Annotated in this window: 19 protein-coding genes; 7 read left to right on the top strand and 12 right to left on the bottom strand. The window is 70.5% G+C overall.

Annotation, left to right across the window (positions count from 1 at the left end; all coding sequences use genetic code 11):
• The 4 genes from Psi01_RS39440 to Psi01_RS39425 form a co-directional block, all read right to left on the bottom strand.
• Positions 1-355: DUF2637 domain-containing protein (locus Psi01_RS39440; RefSeq protein ID WP_204069300.1), on the bottom strand; the 355-nt coding region annotated here is incomplete at its 3' end.
• Between the two features lie 71 nt (positions 356-426).
• Entirely contained in the window at positions 427-819 is a 393-nt protein-coding gene (locus Psi01_RS44665) for a tyrosine-type recombinase/integrase (RefSeq protein WP_204069299.1), read from the bottom strand.
• Between the two features lie 105 nt (positions 820-924).
• The gene (locus Psi01_RS44660) at positions 925-1,767 is read right to left on the bottom strand and encodes a tyrosine-type recombinase/integrase (protein WP_204069298.1); all 843 of its coding nucleotides are present in this window, start codon (positions 1,765-1,767) and stop codon (positions 925-927) included.
• A 320-nt stretch (positions 1,768-2,087) separates the two neighbouring features.
• Positions 2,088-2,930 (bottom strand): CE1 family esterase, encoded by an 843-nt coding sequence (locus tag Psi01_RS39425; protein ID WP_204069297.1) that lies wholly within the window; start codon positions 2,928-2,930, stop codon positions 2,088-2,090.
• A 377-nt stretch (positions 2,931-3,307) separates the two neighbouring features.
• Here Psi01_RS39425 and Psi01_RS39420 point away from each other — a divergent pair, with 377 nt between their 5' ends.
• Positions 3,308-4,195: a phosphorothioated DNA-binding restriction endonuclease gene (locus Psi01_RS39420; protein ID WP_204069296.1), complete on the top strand. Its 888-nt coding sequence runs from the start codon at positions 3,308-3,310 to the stop codon at positions 4,193-4,195.
• 156 nt (positions 4,196-4,351) lie between these two features.
• Here the strand turns inward: Psi01_RS39420 and Psi01_RS39415 are convergent, their stop codons facing one another.
• The 7 genes from Psi01_RS39415 to Psi01_RS39385 form a co-directional block, all read right to left on the bottom strand.
• Positions 4,352-7,438 carry a DUF3427 domain-containing protein gene (locus Psi01_RS39415; protein ID WP_204069295.1) on the bottom strand — a complete coding sequence of 1,029 codons (3,087 nt, stop codon included), beginning with the start codon at positions 7,436-7,438 and terminating at the stop codon, positions 4,352-4,354.
• A gap of 122 nt (positions 7,439-7,560) precedes the next feature.
• Complete coding sequence (locus tag Psi01_RS39410) at positions 7,561-8,184, bottom strand: response regulator (protein ID WP_204069294.1); 624 nt, start codon at positions 8,182-8,184, stop codon at positions 7,561-7,563.
• Position 8,185: 1 nt separating this feature from the next.
• Positions 8,186-9,430, bottom strand: a complete 1,245-nt coding sequence (locus Psi01_RS39405; protein ID WP_204069293.1) for a sensor histidine kinase — start codon at positions 9,428-9,430, stop codon at positions 8,186-8,188.
• Positions 9,431-9,443: 13 nt separating this feature from the next.
• Positions 9,444-10,586 (bottom strand): DUF418 domain-containing protein, encoded by a 1,143-nt coding sequence (locus Psi01_RS39400; RefSeq protein WP_204069292.1) that lies wholly within the window; start codon positions 10,584-10,586, stop codon positions 9,444-9,446.
• 144 nt (positions 10,587-10,730) lie between these two features.
• Positions 10,731-11,411 carry a TetR/AcrR family transcriptional regulator gene (locus tag Psi01_RS39395; protein WP_204069291.1) on the bottom strand — a complete coding sequence of 227 codons (681 nt, stop codon included), beginning with the start codon at positions 11,409-11,411 and terminating at the stop codon, positions 10,731-10,733.
• A 9-nt stretch (positions 11,412-11,420) separates the two neighbouring features.
• Positions 11,421-13,157, bottom strand: coding sequence for a bifunctional sugar phosphate isomerase/epimerase/4-hydroxyphenylpyruvate dioxygenase family protein (locus Psi01_RS39390; protein ID WP_204069290.1), 1,737 nt, complete (start codon positions 13,155-13,157; stop codon positions 11,421-11,423).
• A 10-nt stretch (positions 13,158-13,167) separates the two neighbouring features.
• On the bottom strand, positions 13,168-14,022 hold the full coding sequence (locus Psi01_RS39385) for a shikimate dehydrogenase (RefSeq protein ID WP_239128385.1): 855 nt from the start codon (positions 14,020-14,022) through the stop codon (positions 13,168-13,170).
• A 219-nt stretch (positions 14,023-14,241) separates the two neighbouring features.
• Here Psi01_RS39385 and Psi01_RS39380 point away from each other — a divergent pair, with 219 nt between their 5' ends.
• Entirely contained in the window at positions 14,242-15,591 is a 1,350-nt protein-coding gene (locus tag Psi01_RS39380; protein ID WP_239128384.1) for an MFS transporter, read from the top strand.
• Here Psi01_RS39380 and Psi01_RS39375 read toward each other — a convergent pair.
• Positions 15,536-16,999: an MFS transporter gene (locus Psi01_RS39375; RefSeq protein ID WP_204069288.1), complete on the bottom strand. Its 1,464-nt coding sequence runs from the start codon at positions 16,997-16,999 to the stop codon at positions 15,536-15,538. The genes Psi01_RS39380 and Psi01_RS39375 overlap by 56 nt on opposite strands.
• Before the next feature lie 98 nt (positions 17,000-17,097).
• On the opposite strand from Psi01_RS39375, the gene Psi01_RS39370 reads away from it, so the two are divergent.
• From Psi01_RS39370 to Psi01_RS39350, 5 genes are all read left to right on the top strand, one after another.
• Complete coding sequence (locus Psi01_RS39370; RefSeq protein ID WP_204069287.1) at positions 17,098-17,676, top strand: helix-turn-helix domain-containing protein; 579 nt, start codon at positions 17,098-17,100, stop codon at positions 17,674-17,676.
• A 146-nt stretch (positions 17,677-17,822) separates the two neighbouring features.
• Complete coding sequence (locus Psi01_RS39365; RefSeq protein ID WP_204069286.1) at positions 17,823-18,344, top strand: NUDIX hydrolase; 522 nt, start codon at positions 17,823-17,825, stop codon at positions 18,342-18,344.
• 85 nt (positions 18,345-18,429) lie between these two features.
• Complete coding sequence (locus Psi01_RS39360) at positions 18,430-19,278, top strand: RidA family protein (protein ID WP_204069285.1); 849 nt, start codon at positions 18,430-18,432, stop codon at positions 19,276-19,278.
• A gap of 176 nt (positions 19,279-19,454) precedes the next feature.
• On the top strand, positions 19,455-19,667 hold the full coding sequence (locus tag Psi01_RS39355) for a hypothetical protein (protein WP_204069284.1): 213 nt from the start codon (positions 19,455-19,457) through the stop codon (positions 19,665-19,667).
• Between the two features lies 1 nt (position 19,668).
• Positions 19,669-19,965: a DUF2795 domain-containing protein gene (locus Psi01_RS39350; protein WP_204069283.1), complete on the top strand. Its 297-nt coding sequence runs from the start codon at positions 19,669-19,671 to the stop codon at positions 19,963-19,965.
• Positions 19,966-20,044: the final 79 nt, after the last annotated feature.

Genomic DNA, 20,044 nt, shown 5'->3' with positions numbered 1-20,044 from the left:
ACAGGCTCGGCCAGGCGGCAATGATGCGGCCGGCAAGCGTCGGATCTGCTGCCGCGATGTTCGCCGCCAAGCTCGCCCCGATGCCGACGAGGAGGAAGGTCCACGGCAGAATGCCGCCCCGCCGACCGGCACGGGAGTCCACGAGCAGCGCCAGAGATGCGGCCACGATCATCCCATCAACACTGATCGGCACGATGGCGGCAGCCGCTGACGATTCGCCGTGCCGTACGGCCAGCTCGTGCATGTGCCCGTAGCTCACGACGGCGGCGATTGCGGCGAGCACCACGACGGTTGCCGTGGTGGTCCGCCGGATGATGATGTCCGAACGAAGTGCCCCAGGCGTAGGCTCACCCATGGGACTCGACCCTCCTATCCAGGGTTGTGGACCGAGGTCGGCCCAGGTGTTCCAGCACCCGGGCCGACCGGCTACCTCGACCGGTAGCGGGTCTTCGTGAAGGCGTCCAACGCCGTCTCGTCGGCGTCGTCGAGCGTGTGCAGGTACTTCTCCGTCGTGGCGATGGAGGCGTGGCCGAGGCGTTCCTTGACCACCTGAAGGTCGGCGCCACCGGCAAGCAGCCACGACGCGTGGGCGTGGCGCAGGTCATGGATGCGGACATGGATGCCCAACTTCGCCGCCTCCAACGCCGGGTACCAGACATGCCGCCGGAACCAGTCGTTCGGGATGTGGCCATCGGTGTCGCGCTGCCGCGGCTGCCGGGGGTTGTCCTTGCCGTCGACGCCGCGCCGCTTCGCGCGGTAAACGGCGAAGGCGGCGCGGCAGTACTGGCAACGGCACTTGCCGGAGTTGTACGCGCTCAACGTGCCGTGCTTGTAGGTGGAGCCCTTGTCGTTGGGGGCGGTACGGCCAAGCGTGTCGGGGTCTGGCGGCGCCTCGGTTCGGGCCCGGGGCTCCTTGTAGTCCTTCTAGATGAAGAGCAGCGAGTTCTGCTCCAGCATCTGGTTCCTGATGTGCTCCTCAAGCTTCTCGACGATCTGCTCACTCAGCTTGAAGCGGCGGAACTCCTTGTCCTTGGGGTAGTCCTTGACGATGAAGCGTCCGCCGGTGGGGTGGAACTTCGCGTTCACCTCCACGACGGCGCGGCTGACGGTGAGGATCCGGGTTCGGATGTTCAGGTCCTTCACGCGAAGCTCGGAGAGTTCGCCCCATCGGAGCCCGGTCTCGATGGCCGTCTCTACGAGGAGCTTCGAGTCGTTGTCCGGGAGCGCCTGGTAGGCCAGGTCGAACTGCTCGGGAGTGATGACGGTGCGCGGCTTGCGCGCGACCGTGGGCACCTTCACACCGCGGGCCGGATGGATGAAGGTCACCTGGTCGATGACTGCGATGCTGAAGATGACGCTGAGCAGGACCTTGGCGTACTTGATGGTGGGCGGCTTGACGCCTTTCTCCTTGAGCGTGGCCACCCACGCCCGCACATGCTCAGGGTGGATCTCGTTGATCTTCATCTCCCCGAAGTGGGGAAGGATGTGCTTCTTCAGCGTGTAGGCGTAGCTCTGCCTGGTCGTCGGCTCGACCTGGTGGTGGGGGAACCACATCTGTTCGACGTAGTCCTTAAAGGTCTTCTTGCCGCGCTCCGGGTGACCGACCCGGCCCTCTTCGATCTCCCGCTCGGCCTTCTGCCAGGCCTTGTCGGCGGCGCGTTTGGAGGAGAAGGTCCCGGCCGAGACGACGGAACCGCGGATGTCTTTGTAGCAGGCCGTGTAGCGCACCCCACCCTTTGAGTCGATTCGCTTGAACGAGTAGCCCAAGGAGAGCCTCCTTGATCATCCGTTAGTGAAGCGTTAGTGGATCATGCATTCTTAGCTGGGATTCAGCAGAACCACGCAACACCGAGACTAGGGCTTCTACCTGCAGATTAACGCGAATCGTGATTACTGATATACATTCCGTTGAAGATCAAGCAGCGGTTCGGGACGAAGAGGCCGTGGGTTCAAATCCCGCCACCCCGACCCAGCAAGACCAGGTAGAAGGCCGCTTCCGATGATCGGAAGCGGCCTTTCGCTTTGCCCGCGGGCGTTCGCCGTACGGGCGTGCCGGCCGGCTTCGCCCGTACGGCGCACCCGCACCCTCAGGGCAGGGGATGGGCCTGGAACAGCGCCCACATCCGCTCGCGGAGGTCGGCGCCCTGCTGGCCGGTCGGCCACCGGTGCGCGCCGCCGCCGTACAGCCGCCAGTAGATCCCGGTGCCGCCGGCGCAGTCGTAGCGCTCTCCCACGATGACCCCCGCCCCGGACTCCTGATGGGGAGGGCGGGCGCACCGGTCGTTGGTGATCCACGCGTCGCGATGGCCCTGCATGAGCTGCCGCAGGATGTCGCCCTCGTAGACGGATATCCCGAAACCGATCGGGCGCCGCATCGCACACCGCAGGGTCAGCAGCGGACCGGCGTGCGTCGCCGCGGAGGCGATCAGGTCCGACTCGTCGCAGGCCAGCCGGCCGGCCATCTGCCCGCCGTTGGAGAAACCCGCCGCGTGCACCCTGCGGGGGTCGACGCACCACTGCCGCGCGATGTCGCCGACGACGTCGCGGAGATAGGCGATGTCCCCGGAGGCCGGGCTGAGCAGCCAGGAGGGGGCGTTCAGCGGCGAACCGCCCCGCGGGTAGGCGACGATGAACTTCCTCTCGGCGGCGAAGCCGTTCCAGCCGCTGGCGTTCTCGTGCGCCGTCGGCTCCTGGCCGCCGCCGTGCAGGCTGAGCAGCAGCGGCGCCTGCCCGCTCAGCCCGGCGGGGACCCGGACCCGGTACGGCCGGCCCGTGCCGCCGACGTTCCGGACGACGGTGCCGCCGGTCGGCGTCAGGGCGCAGGCGGCGGCCCGCACGTCGCCGGGCCGGCCGGGCGCCGGCTCCGGCGGGACCGGCCCACCCGGGGCGGGCGGTGCGGCGGAGAGCGCCACGCACGTGGCCGCGGCCATGCCGGTCGTCCTCCGGCACCGGGATCCGGTCCTCCGCCGGGATCCGTTCCTCCGCGGCACCCGCGACATCGGCGCGAAAGCGGGAACGATCGACATCGGACCCCCCTGGTTCTCCCCGCCGGCGCCTCTTCGCCGCCGGCACGAAAACTCCCTGGGTGATACGACGCACAGCGTATTCCCGCGTCCGAACGTCCACGATGCCGAGACCGCCACATTGCGGACACCACCCGGCGACCCCGTCCGCAAAATGCGTCATCAATGAATCCCGCCGGCGTGTCCAAGCAGCGATGAACGCCCGCGGCCCCGGATCGCCGTAGACCACTGGGACGACTGTGTTGCAGGACGCCCCGGCCGGGATCCGCCTACACTCGGCAAACGTGGACTGGGTGGAGCGGATCGCCGGCATCAGACGCTGGACCCGTAACGGTCAGCGAGCACCGCACAAGCCGCTCCTCCTGCTCTACGCCCTGGGCCGGTTCCAGCGCGAAGGCGGCACCCCGCTCGTCTTCAGCGCCGTCGAAGCCGACCTCAAACGCCTGCTCAAGGAGTACGGCCCGTCCCGCGACACCAGCCCCGGCTACCCGTTCCACCACCTGACCAGCGACGGCGTCTGGCTCGTGGACACCGTCCACGGGCCAGGCAGCCCAGGTGCAGAACTCCGCCGTCTCCGCGCCACCCAGGCCGCCGGCCGCCTCCACCCCGACCTGCTCCGCGCCCTGGTCGGCGACTCCCACCTCGTCTCCCGCCTGGCCCGCTCCCTGCTCGACGCCAACTTCGAGCCCTCACTCCACCCCGATATATGCGCCCTGGTCGGCCTCGACCTGGAGAGCATCGAGGTCGGGGCACCCATCACCCAGAAGCCCACGCGCCGCGACCCGGCCTTCCGCGACCGGGTCCTGGTGGCTTACGAGTCCTGCTGCGCCTTCTGCGGGTACGACGGCCGGCTCGACAGTGTCACGGTCGGACTCGACGCCGCCCACGTCCGCTGGTGGGCCTTCGACGGCCCCGACGACCTGGCCAACGGCCTGTGCCTGTGCAGCATCCACCACAAGCTCTTCGACAAAGGCGTCCTCGGCCTGGACGCCCGTCGCACCATCACCGTCTCCGCCAGGTACGTCGGCCGCAACCGGGCATCACAGGAGATGGTGCTCAACCTCGCCGGACGACCGGTCCGCGCACCCCAACCCGGCATGCGGCCCCTCGACGACGACCACATCTCCTGGCATTCCCAACAGGTGTTCCGCTCACCCGCCAGAGGCGCCTGAAATCCATCCCGAACGCCTCCACGTCGAACCGCCCACACCTATCTGCGAAACCACGAGTACCAACCCGTCCTATTCGGTCGCCTGCCCTGATCTGCCAAGGCAGGCACCCCGCCGGCCGACCACAGTCGGGCATCCCGCCAGGATGGGAGATCCCTGTCACCCCGCGATGGCGGCGCGGCGGAACAGGTCGGCGGGCATCTCCTCGTCCAGCCGCCAGGTGATGGCCATGGGGCGTTCGCCCTGATGCTCCACATAGCGCGCCGTCCCGTGGAAGACGAACGGTTCGGGATGGCGGTTCTCGTTCTCCTTGCGTTCCCGGGTGAACAGCAGGATGTGGCTGCCCTCACGTTCGTGGTTCTGGTAACGCAGGCCTGTCGTGGACCGTGCGCCCGTGCGGTGCTGGGATTCCCAGTGGAACAGAGTCGGAGTGAGCGCGAAGTCCCGGTACATGGTCTGCGGGGAGAACTCCTTCTCGTTCTTGTGGAGGGTGACGAGGAGCGCATCGCATCGCGTGACCGGGCTCCACGCGACGCCTTCACGCATGGTCGACGGCATGGAGCCGTCCAACCCCGCCCAGCCGAGGGCCGCGAGGATCTCGTCGGCCGAGTAACGGGCGTTGACCGCGAGCGGCACGCGGCCCAGTGGTTCGGGCAGGGACTTGGTCACGTAACGCGGGCGCTCGATCCCGTAGGTGAGCACTTCCCGGATCTCCTCGCACAGCGCGGTCTCCGCGCGCAGCCGTACGAGGGCCTCGTCATAGGAACCGAAGCCGCCGCCGTCGCGCCAGAACGAGAAGAACAACATCCGGGCGAATGCCTGGTCGGCCGGGGAGCACTCGCTGTAGCTCGGACCGTCGGGACGAAGCAGCCTGGCGTAGGCCTCGGCCCTGCGATGGTCGTCCACGTGGAGGAGGGAACGCACCCGGCGGCCGAACGCCTCCTCCACCGGAGACGCCTCCGTGCCGAGGAGTCCGGCGCGGCGCAGCAGGTCGGTCCAGTAGCGCCGGTTGCGGTAGAGGTCGCCGATGTCACGCCCGCTGGCCTCGAGATAGGCGATGAGGGAGGTCTCCGCGCAGGAACGGATCTCCTGGGTGAGCATGGGGACCGTGGCGCTGAGATGGATCTTGAGCTCGGCGAGCAGGCGGTCCTTGGTGACCCGGTCCAGGACGATCTGGCAGCCCGACGGCAGCAGCGGGAAGTTGTTCTCCACCTGCCCCTTCAGGCGCCCGCGGGCGAACCCGGTCAGCACCTGGAACCGGTTTCCGAACCGGTACTCCTTGCGGTGCTGGCCGACGAAGTCCAGTACCGTCAGCACATCCTTGTCAGGAGTACGGCGCAGCCCGCGGCCGAGCTGCTGGAGGAATACGGTCGCGCTCTCGGTGGGCCGGAGCAGGAGCAGCGTGTTGACGTCGGGGACGTCCAGCCCTTCGTTGAACAGATCCACCGCGAACAGGAACGTGACCTCTCCGTCCCGTAGCGCCTTCAATGCGGCCCTGCGGGAAGCGTCATCGGTCGTCCCGTCCACGGCCAGCGACTTCAGACCGGCCGAGGTGAAGAAGTCCACCATGAAGTGCGCGTGCCGTACCGAGACGCAGAATCCCAGGCCGCGGACTGCGGCCATGTCTCCGACCTTGTCCCGCAAGGCATTGAACACCAGTCGAGCGCGAGCGGTGTCGCCGGTGAGTACGTCATCGAGTTCACGGCTGTCGTAGGAGCCCCGAGACCACTTCACTCCGCTGAGATCGGTCTCGTCGTTGATCCCGAAGTAGTGGAACGGGCAGAGCAGGTCGGCGTCCAGTGCGTCCCACAACCGCAGCTCGGAGGCGATGCGCCCGCCGAAGAACTCGTCCTGCACCCAGGTACCGTCGGCCCGTTCGGGGGTGGCGGTGAGCCCGAGCAGTTCCTTCGGCCTGAGGTGATCGATGATCTTTCTGTAGGTGCGTGCGGCGGCGTGGTGGAACTCGTCGATGACCACGACGTCGAAGTGACCGGGATCGAAGGTATCGATGCCCCGGGAGGTGAGTGACTGGACCGAGGCGAACACGTGCCGCCAGTGCCGGGACCGCTCGTCTCCGACGTGGAGCTCACCGAAGTCGGGTACGGCCAGCACCTGCCGGTAGGTCCGGAGCGCCTGCCGGAGGATCTCCTGGCGATGTGCGACGAACAGCAGGGACGGCTGACGCCCGAGGTGTTGCTGCAGGTTGCGGTAGTCGAAGGCGGCCACCACCGTCTTGCCGGTCCCGGTGGCCGCCACCAGCAGGTTGCGGTGCCGGTCGTGCACGGTCCGCTCGACGCCGAGGTCCTCCAGCATCTCCCGCTGGTGCGGGAAGGGGTGGGGAACCAGCGCGGGGATGTCGAAGAGCCGCTCACCGGCCTTCGAGCGGAACAGCGCCTCGTCGAGGCGGCCTCCGTCGGTTTCCGGGTCGTACGGTTCGAACTCCGGCCGGTTCCAGTAGGAGTCGAAAGTACCCTCGAACTTGTCCAGCAGCCGCGGGGTGGTCACCGACGACAGGCGGACGTTCCACTCCAGGCCGTCCAGCAGGGCTGCGCGCGAGAGGTTGGAGCTGCCGACGTAGGCGGTGTCGAAGCCGGTACGGCGGCGCAGCAGCCAAGCCTTGGCGTGCAGGCGGGTCGAGTGCTGCTCGTAGCTGATCCGGACCTCGGCCCCGAAGTCGCGTACCAGCCGGTCCAGCGCACGCCGTTCGGTCGCGCCCATGTAGGTGGTGGTGATGACCCGCAGCCGGACACCCCGGCGGCGCAGTTCAGCCAGCGGTTGCTCCAGGATGCGCAGCCCGGACCATTTGACGAACGCGCACAGCAGGTCGACCCGGTCGGCGCTGGCCAGCTCGGTCGCCAGCTCGTGCGCCAGGTTCGGATCCTCGCGGGCGTTGGTGAGCAGCGCCGCCTCGGACAGCGAGGTCAGCGGCCGGTCGGGGGAGACCGCACCGGGCGTGTCCCTGACGACCGAGAGCAGTCTGCTCGGGCCGCCTTCGACGATCTCGGGGTCGGCCAGCCGGTGCAGGAGTCGGTTGGCCAGCTCCACCTGCTCCTCGGGGGTCCTGAGCGTTGCGAGCGCCCGGGCGGCTGTCTCCCCGATGAACCGGCCGAGCAGATGGGCCGCTTCTTCCCTGTCGGCCTCGGAGATCTCCACGAGATGGCCTGACCTGCGCCAGGAGTCCACGCGCTGGGAGAGCCGCCGGGTGAGTAGAGAGTCGTACAGACCCACAACAGGTGTGTCGTCCACGGATGGATGCCTCCGGTCCGTCTCTCAGGAGACAGCCTCTTTGATCAAGGAAAGCCTAACTTCTCCGTCGTGACGATCACCGGAACTCGGAAAACAGCCCGGCCGGCGGTCTCCCCGGTGTGTCAGGGCAGCAGGCCGCGGCTGTAGGCGGTCGCCACGGCTGAGGCCCGGTCGGAGACGCCCAGTTTCGTGTAGATGTGCGCCAGGTGGGTCTTGACCGTCGTCTCGCTGATGAACAGCTCCGCGGCCGCCTCCTTGTTGGTGCAGCCCCGCGCGACCAGGCCGAGCACGGCCCGTTCTCGCTCGCTCAGTTCGGCGGGGGCGGGCGTGCGGACCCGGTTGAGCACGCGGGCGGCCACCGACGGGGACAGCACCGTCTCTCCCACCGCCGCCGCGCGCACCGCGCGGAAGACCTCGTCGCGCGGGGAGTCCTTGAGCAGATAGCCGACCGCGCCCGCGGTCAGCGCGGGCAGCACGTCGTCGTCGCCGTCGTAGGTGGTCAGGACCAGCACGCGGGCCGACGGCACCCGCTCGGCCAGCAGCCGGATGAAGTCCGCTCCCCCGAGGCCGGGCATGTGCAGGTCGGTCAGCACGACGTCGGGGCGCTCCCGTGCGGCCACGGCGAGCCCGCGCTCCCCGTCCTCCGCCTCGCCCACGACCTCCAGGTCGGCCTGCTCGACGAACATGCCGCGCAGGCCGTCGCGTACGACGGGGTGGTCGTCCACGATCACCAGCCGTACGTTCACGTCACCTCCGTCCGGCCGCCGCGGGGATCGCGGGGACCGTCACACTGATCGCGGTGCCCTGACCGGGCGCGGACTCCACCTCGACGTTCCCGGCGAGCCTGACGACCCGCTGGCGCATGGCGGTGAGCCCGAAGCCTCCCCCGCCCGTTTGGGACGGGGTGAATCCCACCCCATCGTCCCGGATGTCGGCCGCCACCACATCCTCCATGTACGACAGGGTGACGCCGACCTTGCCGGCCCCGGCGTGCCGGGCCACGTTGGCCAGCGCCTCCTGCACGGCCCGGTACAGGGCCACCTCGACCTCGGGGTGCAGCAGCCGGGCGGTGCCGGTGACGGTGAGCGTGGCGGGCAGCTCGTTCGCGGCGCTCCAGCCGGACACCAGCTCCGACAGCGCCTCGGGCAGCTTCGTCTCCGCCAGCGGCCCGGGGCGCAGGTCGTCCAGGGAGCGGCGGACCTCGGCCAGGCTCTCCCTGGCCAGTTTCCGCGCGACGGCCAGGCGGCGCCGTACCGTCTCGGCGTCGTTCGCGACCTCCTCGGCGGCTTCGAGCTGGGTGACGATGCCGGCCAGACCCTGGGCGACGGTGTCGTGGATCTCCCTCGCCAGCCGGCCGCGTTCTCCGGCGACGCCGGTCTGGCGCGCCGCGGCCAGCAGCCTGCCCTGCAGCTCGGCGTTCTCCTCTCCGAGCTGGGCCAGGCGGGAGTTCGCGCTCTCCAACGCCTGATTGGCGCTCTCCAGTGCCCGGTTGGCGGCGTGCCGGCGTCTGACCTCGGCCTCCATCGCCCTGATGCTCCAGCCGATGAACGCCGCCAGCACCGCTCCGGTGAGCGCCGACGCGATCGGCCAGGGATCACCGGCCTGCAGAAGGGCGAGCGGGCCGCCCACGATGACGATCGCCGTGGCGGCCACCCCCAGGTAGGCGTACCGGCCGGGAAGCGTCGCGAAGGCCGTGGGGAAGCAGGCGAGCACCAGGAGCCCGTACGCCGGATGACGCGAGAACAGCACCCACGTCAGCACGGTGAGCACGGTGAAGTAGACCGCCATCGGCACCAGCGCCCGCTCCGGCCAGCGGGGGTGCGCCAGCACCATCCACCAGTGCCACACCCCCACGGCGGCGGCCAGCGCGACCGTGACGGCCCGCTCGCGCCACGGCACCGACGAGTCGGCCACCGCGATCAGGGCCGCCACTCCCAGGAGGACCGGCAACAGGGTGCGCCACGCCCTGTCCCAGTCGCGGACCCGCAGCATGCCGTCCTCGCTCTCAGCCGCGCGGATAGGCCAGACGCCGCAGCAGCGTCTCGGCGGGCCCGCGCACTCCTGCCCTGCGCATGGACTCGGCCACGACCACCGTCGCGGCCCACGTGCCCAGGGCCAGCGCGACCGTGGCGGCCGATCCCAGCCACCCGCCGAGCCCGATCGTATAAGGGGGCAGAAGCGCCACGAAGGCCACGGACTGGAGAAGATAACTCGTCATCGAGCGCTGGCCGCAGGCCGACAGCGCGGTCACCAGCGGGCCGCGCCGCGTCCCGATCCGCTGCGCGAGCAGGGCGATCAGCGCCGCGTACCCCAGGCCGGCGGCGATGCCCGAGACCATGTGGACGGCGTTGAGCGCCATCAGCGCGGCGGGCTCGCCCGCCTCGAGGAACCCGGTCGCGGTCAGGGCCAGGGGCAGCCCGCCGAGCACCCCGGTGACCGGTCCCCACACCGCGGCCCGCCGTACCAGCGCGTCCGGTACGGCCAGCAGCTCCCGCCGCCCCGCCCAGACGCCCACGAGCCCGGCGGTGAACACGCCCGCCATCCCGACCGGGGTCATCACCCACTCGATCGGCCGCAGCGCCAGCGCCGTCAGCGGGTCCTCCACCGCGTACGACCAGAAGATGGTCCGCTGGTACGTGGCCTGGGGCGTGTTGTAGGCCAGGGCGGACAGCAGGGCGACGGGGACGAGCCAGACTCCGGCGAGGACCAGCAGGGTCCGGTCGCGCACCCGCAGCAGCCGGACTGTCGCGAGCCCGAGCAGGCCGTAGACCCCGAGCACGTCCCCGGAGAACAGCAGCACGGCGTGGACCGCCCCGAACGCGAGCAGCCACAGGCTCCGCCGCTTCAGGACCCGCCGTCCCTCGACGTCGTCCCGCCGCCGGTTCCAGATCTGCACCATGCCGTAGCCGAACAGCGCGGCGAACATCGGGTAGGCCCGCCCGTCCACGAACGCCATGCTCAGGGCCGCCGCCGTCCGGTCCGGCAGGTCGTGCTCGATGATGTGCTGCCGGATGCCGTACGGCCGGCCGTACAGGTAGATCGCGGAGTTGGCCACGGCGATCAGCGCCAGCATGACTCCTCTGGCGAGGTCGGGGGCGAGCTGGCGCTCGCCCTCTCCGACCGGGCGCAGTCCCAGGGTGGCGACCATGTTCCCTCCTCGGTTCGGTGAGTTCCCACCGAGTGTGCGAGGAGGGCCCCGGTCTCCGAATCGCGCGGCAGGGCGCATGTCGGCGGCGGACGGACGACGGCCGGCATCCTCCGTTCGGAGGATGGGACGCCGAGGGCGGCGCGTCTATCGTGACCCTTGATCCGGCGGATGATCCGGCGAACCGGCTCCGCGGAGGTAGGCCACCACCATCTCGCCGACCATCCGGCGCAGTCTGTCGCGGTGCTCCTGGGCGGCCATGTCGCGGCCGAAGAGGGCGCCGAAGGTGTGCTGGTTGGCCACGCGGAAGAAGCAGAACGAGCTGATCATCATGTGCACGTCGATGGCGTCGGCCTCGGTGACGAAGTCGCCGCTCGCCGTGCCGGCCCGAAGGATGCGGCCGATGAGGTCGAGCACCGGGGTGCCGAGGTTGGCCAGCACCTCGGACTTGCGGATGTGCTCGGCCTGGTGGATGTTCTCGATCGCGACGAGCTTGATGAACTCGCGGTGCGCGTCGTGGTGGTCGAAGGTGAGCTCGGCCAGCGTGCGGATGGCCTCGACGGGGGCCAGGTGCTCCACGTCGACCAGCCGCTCGGCCTCGCGGACCTCGGTGTAGGCCTGCTCCAGGACCGCGATGTAGAGCTGTTCCTTGCTGCCGAAGTAGTAGTAGATCATGCGCTTGGTGGTGCGCATGAGATCGGCGATCTCGTCCACGCGCGCCCCGGCGTATCCGCGACGCGCGAACTCCCGCCGGGCGACCTCCAGGATCTCCGCCTTGGTGCGGTCGGCGTCACGTTGCCGTTCCGCGGCGGCGGGCTGAGAGGTCATTCGTCCATCTTAGTGAGCGTGTGCGTGCTGTACGGCGAGACGGACGGGCGCGTTGACGGCGCCGTACCCGTGGTAGCCGCCCACCCGCTGGACGACCTCGAAGAAGACCCGGCCCACGGTGATCGTGTAGAGGTGCAGGAACTCGCCGTCCTCGTCCCTGTCGTACAGCACGCCCAGCTCGCGCAGCGCGGGGTCGACCTCGTGCCGGGCCTCCAGGTCGTCGTAGTAGTTGCCGGGGATGGGCAGCAGCAGGTCCGGGCGCTCGGCCCGGAGCCTGCGGGCGATCGCCAGGATGTCGTCGCAGGCCAGGGCGACGTGCTGGGACGGGGCCTGCCCGGCGCCCACCTGGGCGACGTTGAGCACCATGCGCGGCCCGCCCGCCGGGCCGGTCATCGCCTTGCTGCGCAGCAGGCCGTACGGGTCCGGGAACTCGAGGCTCTCCTGCGGGGTGAGGCCCAGCACGCTGCGGTAGAACAGCTCGGCCTCGTCGAAGTAGTGCCAGGGCTGGGCGAGCGCGACGTGGTCGAGGTGGGTGATCCCGCCCGCGGCGGGCCCGGCCGCCGGCCCGTCCTGCGTGAAGTCCTCGCGCCAGCCGTACGGCTGCGCCGTGCGGCACAGGAAGATCTGCGTGGCGTCCGGGGCGGCGATCGCGTCCAGCGGCGCCTCCCGCGGCGCGCGCTCCCGCGGCAGCACCGGCGCCAGCAGCGACTCGGCGCGCTTGACGGCGTCGGCGGGCTCGGGGCTCTCCAGCCCGATCGCGGCCAGCGCGGCCTCCTCGCCCGTGCGGTTCAGCAGCAGCCGCGCCCGGCCCTGCTCCCACAGCTCCACGGGTTTGCTGCCGTGCGCGCCCGATCGGGCGAACCCCAGGGCGGTGAGCAGGTCGCGCAGCCCGGCCGGGTCCCGCGGGGCGGCCAGCTCGGCGAAGGCGAAGCCGGTGGGCGGCTCGGCGGGGTGGGCGGAGCCCTCCAGGGCGACCAGCGAGCGCATCGCGTCCACGGCGGTCCGGTGCGCGTCGGCCTGGCGGAAGTGGTCGTTGAAGACCTCCAGGGACAGCGGCCCGGTGTATCCGGCGTTCCGCACGTGGGTGAGGAGCCCGGCCACGTCGAAGCTCCCCTGCCCGGGGAAGCAGCGGTAGTGGCGGCTCCACTGCAGCACGTCCATGGCCAGCAGCGGCGCGTCGGCCAGCTGCAGGAAGAAGATCTTCTCGCCCGGGATCGCCTCGATGCCGATGGGGTCGGAGCCGCGCGAGAGGATGTGGAAGCTGTCCAGGCAGACCCCGAGGTTCGGGTGGTCGGCCATGCGCACGATCCGCCAGGAGTGCAGATACTCGTTCACGTACCGGCCCCAGGCCAGCGCCTCGTAGGCGATGCGGATGCCGTGCCCAGCCGCCCGCTCGGCCAGCAGCCGCAGCTGCTCCGCGGCCAGATCGTCGTCGTCGACGGCGCGGGGGGAGACGTTGGAGCAGACCAGCAGCAGGCCGGCGCCCAGCCGCTCCATGAGCTGGAACTTGCGCTCCGCCCGGCGCAGATCCAGCTCCGGCATGGCCTCGAAGTCGCGGAACGGCTGGTACATCTCGATCGTCAGGCCGAGGTCCGCGGCGCGCGACCGGATCTCCTCCGGCGGCAGGGGGCAGGTCAGCAGGTCGTTCTCGAAGATCTCCACACCGTCGAACCCGGCGGCGGCGACCGCCTCCAGCTTCTCGGTCAGAGTGCCGCTCACCGACACGGTGGCGATGGACTTGCGCACGTTCCCTCCCTCAGGCGGCGACCAGGTCGACCAGGTGGGCGAGCATCCGCTCGGCGTCGGGCGCCCGGCCGGTGAACAGCCGGAAGGCGTGCGCGGCCTGGAAGACGACCATGCCGCCGCCGTCCAGCGTCCGGCAGCCGAGCGCACGGGCCTGCCTGAGCAGCTCGGTCTCCAGCGGCCGGTAGACGATGTCGGCCACCCACAGGTCGGGGCGGAGCGACTCGGCCGGGAGCGGCAGGCCCGGGTGGTGCTCCATGCCGACGGGGGTGGCGTGCGCCAGTCCGTCGGCATCGGTGAGCAGCCGGGGCAGGTCGTCCCGGGCCGCGCAGCGCGCCCGCCCGGCCCCGAACCGGTCCGCCAGCTCGGCGGCGAGCCGGGCCGCGCGCTCCGGTTCGGCGTCGACCACGGTGAGCCGGTCGGCGCCCAGGGTGAGCAGCGCGTGGGCGACGGCCGCGCCCGCGCCCCCCGCGCCGAGCTGGACGACCCGGCGGGTGGGCGCGTCCGGCAGGCCGCGCGCGAAGGACTCCGCGAAGCCCGTCCAGTCGGTGTTGTGGCCGACGGCCCGGTCACCGTCGAAGACCACTGTGTTGACCGCGCCGAGCGTGGCCGCGTCGGCCGACAGTTCGTCCAGGTGGGGGATGACGGCCTGTTTGCACGGGTGGGTGATGTTCAGCCCGTCGTAGCCCATGCGGCGGGCCGTACGGACCAGTTCGCCCACGTCCTCGCCCAGCACGTCGGTGTCGAGCAGCCGGTAGACGTAGTGCAGCCCGTGGTGGACGGCCTCGTCCTCGTGCAGGGCCGGGCTCAGCGACGTCGTTATGCCGGAACCGATCAGCCCGATCAGGTACGACTTCATCGGTTTCATCGGTTCTTCTCCTCCAGCGGGCGAGCCGGGCATCACCCTCTAATGTACGAACCAGTGAGTTAGTTATAGGGCACGCAACCCCATACGTGAAGCCCTCTTGACACGCCCGGCAGGCCACCGCACCATTGCAGCCACATTAATTAACTATCTAGTTCGTAACATGGTCCGGCGGTGGGGGGTGCCGGTTACCGGCGCGGCGACAGACACTAAGGAGCCATCGTGACCGACTCTCCACACGCCGTTCATCGGGGCACACCTCGCAAGGCGGCCGTCGCCGCCTGGATCGGCAGCGCGCTGGAGTACTACGACTTCTTCATCTACGGCAGCGCCGCCGCCCTGATCTTCTCCAAGGTCTTCTTCGACGACTCCGACCCCGCCACCGCGACGCTCCAGTCGCTGGCCACCTTCGGGGTCGCCTACGCCGCCCGGCCGGTCGGCGCCTTCTTCCTCGGCCACTTCGGCGACCGGTTCGGCCGCAAGAAGATCATGGTGTTCACGCTGATCCTGATGGGCGTGTCCACCTTCCTCATCGGCTGCCTGCCCACCCGCGAGCAGGTCGGCGGCCTCGCCCCCGTGCTGCTGGTGATCCTGCGCGTCATGCAGGGGCTGTCTGCCGCCGGCGAGCAGGCCAGCGCCAACTCCATGACCCTGGAGCACGCCCCGGAGAACCGCCGCGGCTACTACACCAGCTTCACCCTCAACGGCACGCAGTTCGGCCAGATCCTGGCCACCCTCGTCTTCATCCCCGTCGCCGCCCTGCCCGAGGAGCAGCTGCTGAGCTGGGGCTGGCGGGTGCCGTTCTGGCTCAGCGTCGCCGTCGCGGTGGCGGGCTGGGTCATCCGGCGCAAGCTCGACGAGACCCCCGCCTTCGAGCAGGAGGTCGCCCAGGGCACCGTGCCGCGGGTCCCGCTGGCCCTGCTCTTCCGCGACCACTGGCGCAGCGTGCTGCGGGTGGTGTGCGCCGCCCTGATCGCCACGGTCAGCACCATCTTCACCGTCTGGGCACTCAACTACGCCACCGGCGACGCCGTCGGCCTGGACAGGGCCACCATGCTCTGGGTCAGCACCGCCGCCAACGCCGTCGCCCTCCTGGCGCTGCCGCTGTGGGCAACTCTGTCTGACCGCATCGGCCGCAAGCCGGTCTTCCTCATCGGCGCGATCGGCAGCCCGATCATGATCTTCTTCTATCTGGCGGCCATCAACTCCAGGAGCTACCCCCTGATCTTCCTGGTCGGGATCCTCACCCTCGGCGTCGTCTACAGCGCCTCCAACGGCATCTGGCCGTCGCTGTACGGCGAGATGTTCAGCACCCGCGTCCGGCTGTCCGGCATGGCGATCGGCACCCAGATCGGCTTCGCCATCGCCGGCTTCGCGGTGGCCACCGCCGCCGGGATCGTCACCCCGGAGGGCTGGCTGGGCCTGCGGGGCTGGACCGGGGTCGCGATCTTCACCGGCATCCTGTGCGCGATCAGCGCCGTGGCCGTCGCCACCGCCCGGGAGACCTACCGCGTGCCTACCGGAGAGCTCGGCCTGCCCCGGGGGAAGGACGCGCTGACGACGACCGGCTGAGGGTCGAGACGACGAGGGCGACGACGATCACGACGGCCGCGACCGCGAAGGTGGTGCGCATGCCGGTGGCCACCGCCTCGGGCCGCGCCGTCGTGATGTCGGCCGCCGCCGACGCGAGCGCGAACACGGCGCCCATGACGGACGCGCCGGTGACGAGCCCGAGGTTGCGCGACAGGGTGAGCATGCCCGACACGACACCCCGCCGGTCGGGGTGGACCTCCGCCATGACGGCGGTGTTGTTGGCCGCCTGGAACAGGGCGTAGCCGGCGGTGGTGACGGCGATGGGGACGAGGTAGCCGAAGATCCCGGACGCGGACGGCGCCGCGGACAGACCGAGGCAGCCGGCGGCCGTGCCGGTGAGCCCGGCGACGGTCATGCGGCGCGTGCCGAGACGGTCCACTACGCGGCCGGCCGGCACACCGGTCAGCGCGGAGACGAGCGGGCCGGCCGACATGACGAGCCCGACGGCGGCCGCGCCGAGACCGAGCGCGCGGGACAGATAGAACGGCCCGACCACCAGCGTGGCCATCATCACCGTCGAGACGAGCGCGTTCATGGCGAGGCTCGCGCTCAGCGCCCGATCGCGGAACATCGCCGGCCGGATCAGCGGCGACGCCGTCCTCGTCTCGACGAGGAGGAAGAGACCGGCTCCGGCGACGGCGGCCAGCAGCAGGACCGCGTTGAGCGGGCCGAAGGCGCCGTCCCCGGTCGTCATCGCCAGCGCGTAGGCCCCGAGCGCCAGGGCGAGCAGCAACGTGCCCACCCGGTCGAAGCGGGCCCGGCCGGCCTGCGGCCCCCGGTCGTCGGCGCGCAGGTGGCGGCGTGCGAGAACGAGGGCCAGGACGCCCATCGGCACGTTGACCAGGAAGATCGCCCGCCAGCCGATTCCGGAGATCAGGAGGCCGCCGAGCGACGGGCCGAGGGCGGTGCCGATCGCGGACATCGTCCCGAGCAGCCCCATGGCGCTGCCGGTCCTGGCCTTCGGGACCGTCTCGCCGACGAACGCCATGGCGAGGGCCATCATGACGGCCGCCCCGAGTCCCTGCACCGCCCTGGCGGCGACCAGCGCCCAGAGCGTCGGCGCGACGCCGCACAGCACCGAGGCCGCCGTGAACAGCAGGATCCCGGCCAGCAGCAGCCGCCGGCGGCCGACGATGTCACCGAGCCGCCCGACGCTGACGACCATGGTGGTGATGGCCAGGAGATAGGCCAGGACGACCCACTGGACGGCCTGGAAGGAGGCGGTGAACGCCTGCGCCAGCGTCGGCAGGGCGACGTTGGCGACGCTGATGCCGAGCGAGGACAGCAGCATGGACAGCGAGAGGCCGGCGAGCGCCCACCGGACCGAGGGCGCCCGTTGCGCGGGCCCGGCCGCCGGTCCGCCTCTTTCCGCGACAGGTGACTTCATCGTGGACTCCGTTCCGTGGGGCTGGGCCGTACCGGACGTGGTGCGGGCGTGTCCACGGTGCCGCCCACCGGCGAAGACAGCAAAGTAGATTTGCCGATATGGCAAACGACGACACCGCGGTCCTGGCCTCCGTGGGTCCCCGGCTGCGCGAGCTGCGCGCCAGGCGCGGGATTACCCTGACCCGGCTCGCGGAGACCACCGGCATCTCGGTCAGCACCCTGTCCCGCCTCGAATCCGGGGAGCGCAAGCCCAACCTGGAGCTGCTGCTGCCGCTCGCGCGCGCCTACCAGGTGCCGCTCGACGAGCTCGTCGGCGCGCCGCCGGTGGGTGATCCGCGGGTACGGCTGAAGCCGTTCAGGAGGGACGACTCGACGATCGTGCCGCTGACCCAGCATCCGGGCGGGCTGCAGGCGTTCAAGATGGTCATCGACGTCACCCGGTCCGACCCCGAGCCGCGCACGCACGAGGGGTACGAGTGGCTGTACGTGCTCAGCGGCAGGCTGCGCCTGGTGCTCGCCGAGCACGACATCGTGCTCAAGTCGGGCGAGGCCGCGGAGTTCGACACCCGGCTGCCGCACTGGTTCGGCAGCACCGGGGAGGCGCCGGTGGAGGTCCTCAGCCTGTTCGGGCCGCAGGGCGAACGCGTGCACGTCCGCGCGAAACCGCGCGGCGCGTAGCCCGGCGACGCCGTACGGCCCGCGCGGCCGATCATGGCGGCGCCGTACGGCCCGCGCGGCCGACCTCGGCGGCGCCGTACGGTCCGCGCGGCCGGGCGGGGAAAAACGATGGGCACCTCCGGGCGGCCGTGTCTATGCTCGCCGTCGTGCCTGAAGCGATCCACCGTCCCACCGCCCGCATCCTCCTTCTCGACGACGACGACCGGATCCTGTTGTGGCGCGGTCTCGGCCCGACAGAGAACCCCGAATACGCCTGGTTCACGCCGGGCGGCGGCGTGGACCCCGGGGAGACCCTCACCGAGGCGGCCGCCCGGGAACTGCGCGAGGAGACCGGCAACACCGTCTCCCCCGAGGACTTCGGCCCGGTGGTCGCGGTCAGCTCCGGCTACTGGCGCGACCGCGACGGCAGGCTGTTCCGCGCCGAGGACTCCTACTTCCTGCTGCGCCTGTCCGAACCGGTCGTGGACGTCTCCGGCATGGAGGATCTCGAACACTCCCTGCTCGACACCTTCCGCTGGTGGACCCTGCCCGAGCTGCGGACCGGCGGCGAGTTCACCATCCCCGTCGATCTCGCGGCACTGCTGGAGCGGCTGCTCTCCGACCCGCCGCAGGAGCCGATCGTGCTGCCCTGGCACCGCCCCGAGATCACCCCCGAGATCGCCGGATAAGCGTTCTTCTATCGGGCTGCAACCCCCCTCGCCCATCCTGCTGCCCTGACCGAGGTCGCCGCAGGACGCCGGAGGAGGCGCAGCCATGGACCTGGCAGGCACCGACGTGTGGGACGGCGCGCTCGCCGTGCTCAAGGATCCGCTCTTCGCCGTGCTGCTGGCGGTGTTCCTCGCCTTCCTCGGCAGCCAGGCGGGCTGGCGGCTGGTCAAGACACTGCTGTTCTGCGGCGCCGTCGGGGTCTTCGTCTGGGTGGCGGTCAACTATCCCTCGGCCGGCGAGGCGGCCGGGGCGATCGCCGGGGCCGTCGTGACGATCGCGCTGTGGCTCCTCGCCGCCGTCACGGTCGTCACCGTGGCCGTGGTCGTCGGCGTGCTCGTGATGTACCTCCGGTCCGAGCCCCTCACCGAGCGGGACCTGCGCCCGCTCCCCCCGCGCGCGGCCCGGGACCGCCGGCGGTGGAGCTCCTCCGACGACGAGGACTCGGACGACCCGATCCTCGACTGGAGCGGCCGGTTCGACGAACTGGCCGAACGGCTCGTCGAACTCCTGCCCGACCTCGACCGCGTCGACGGCGACAATCCCTTCCGGATGGCCGCCGACCTCGCCAGGCTCTACTTCTCCGGTCTCTCCTCGCGCATGCCGTCGATCAGGTCCCTCCACGACGAGTGCGACGACGCGATCGAAGACCTCGCCGACGCCCTGGAGGCGCTCGGTGCGGACGCCGACCCGGACAGGCTGCGCAGGATCGCCCGCTCCCGGGTGTTCCTGCCGGGCCGCCGGGAGTGGGAGGCGCTCATGGAGGAGGCCGACACGGGCGTCCCGCACGCCGTCCTGCGGCTCTTCCTCCTCAACCGCAGGTGGCGCGAGGTCGGGACGATCTTCTACAAGTGCTGCTTCTGCAACCGCCTCGTCCTCGGCGAACTCGAACACTGACCCGCCGGGATCTCCGGAGTGCTCGCCACGCGAGGTGCCCGTACGGCACGTGCTGCCGCACGCCGAGGCCGCCGTCCGGGTACTCGCACTCCTGGATTGAGACGGTCCGTAGTGGAGGTGTGACGGCTGGTAGGCCGGGTAACGGACCGAGGTATGGGGGAAAGGAGTGATATTTCATGCCTCGTCCTGGCAGTCACTCATATGACACCGAACGCGCCCGGCTCCGTAAGAACCTGGAGCACGACCGGGGGATGAGCGAGAAGGAGCTCAAGGAGCGCGTCGACAAGACCATGCACTCGGACCCGGCCAAGCGCCCGCGCAAGGTCGGTGGCGACCGTGCCAACGGCCCCAAGGCCGAACGGCCGACCCGGGGTGAGGAGGGGAAGTGACATGACGCTGAAAACCGACCCCGATCTCGTCCGCAGTGCTCTGATGAGCCTGGACTATCCGGCCGACAAGCAGACGGTGGTACGGCACGCGATCGGCGCCGGAGCGCAGGATGAGGCCATCCGGGCGCTGTCCGCGCTGCCGCTGGGGACCTACGACAACATCGACGAGATCCTGCGCTCGATCCCGCGTGATCCCGCAGAGGAGGAGGATCTCGACGCCGGCGAGCGCGGCCTGCAGAGCCGGGCCAAGTCCGTCGGGTCCCGCGGCCGGATCGCGGAACATCTCCGAGAGCCGTGATGGCACCGTCCTGATCGGGTCCGGGTCCCGGGGAGCGGAACAGGGCCCCGGGAGGGACCCGGATTCCGGAGCTCGACCC

It is taken from the genome of Paraplanobispora siamensis (assembly GCF_016863175.1).
Taxonomy (GTDB): Bacteria; Actinomycetota; Actinomycetes; order Streptosporangiales; family Streptosporangiaceae; genus Planobispora; species Planobispora siamensis.
The sequence above is the reverse complement of the archived record's forward strand: the minus strand, read 5'-3'. Positions and strand labels throughout refer to the sequence as shown.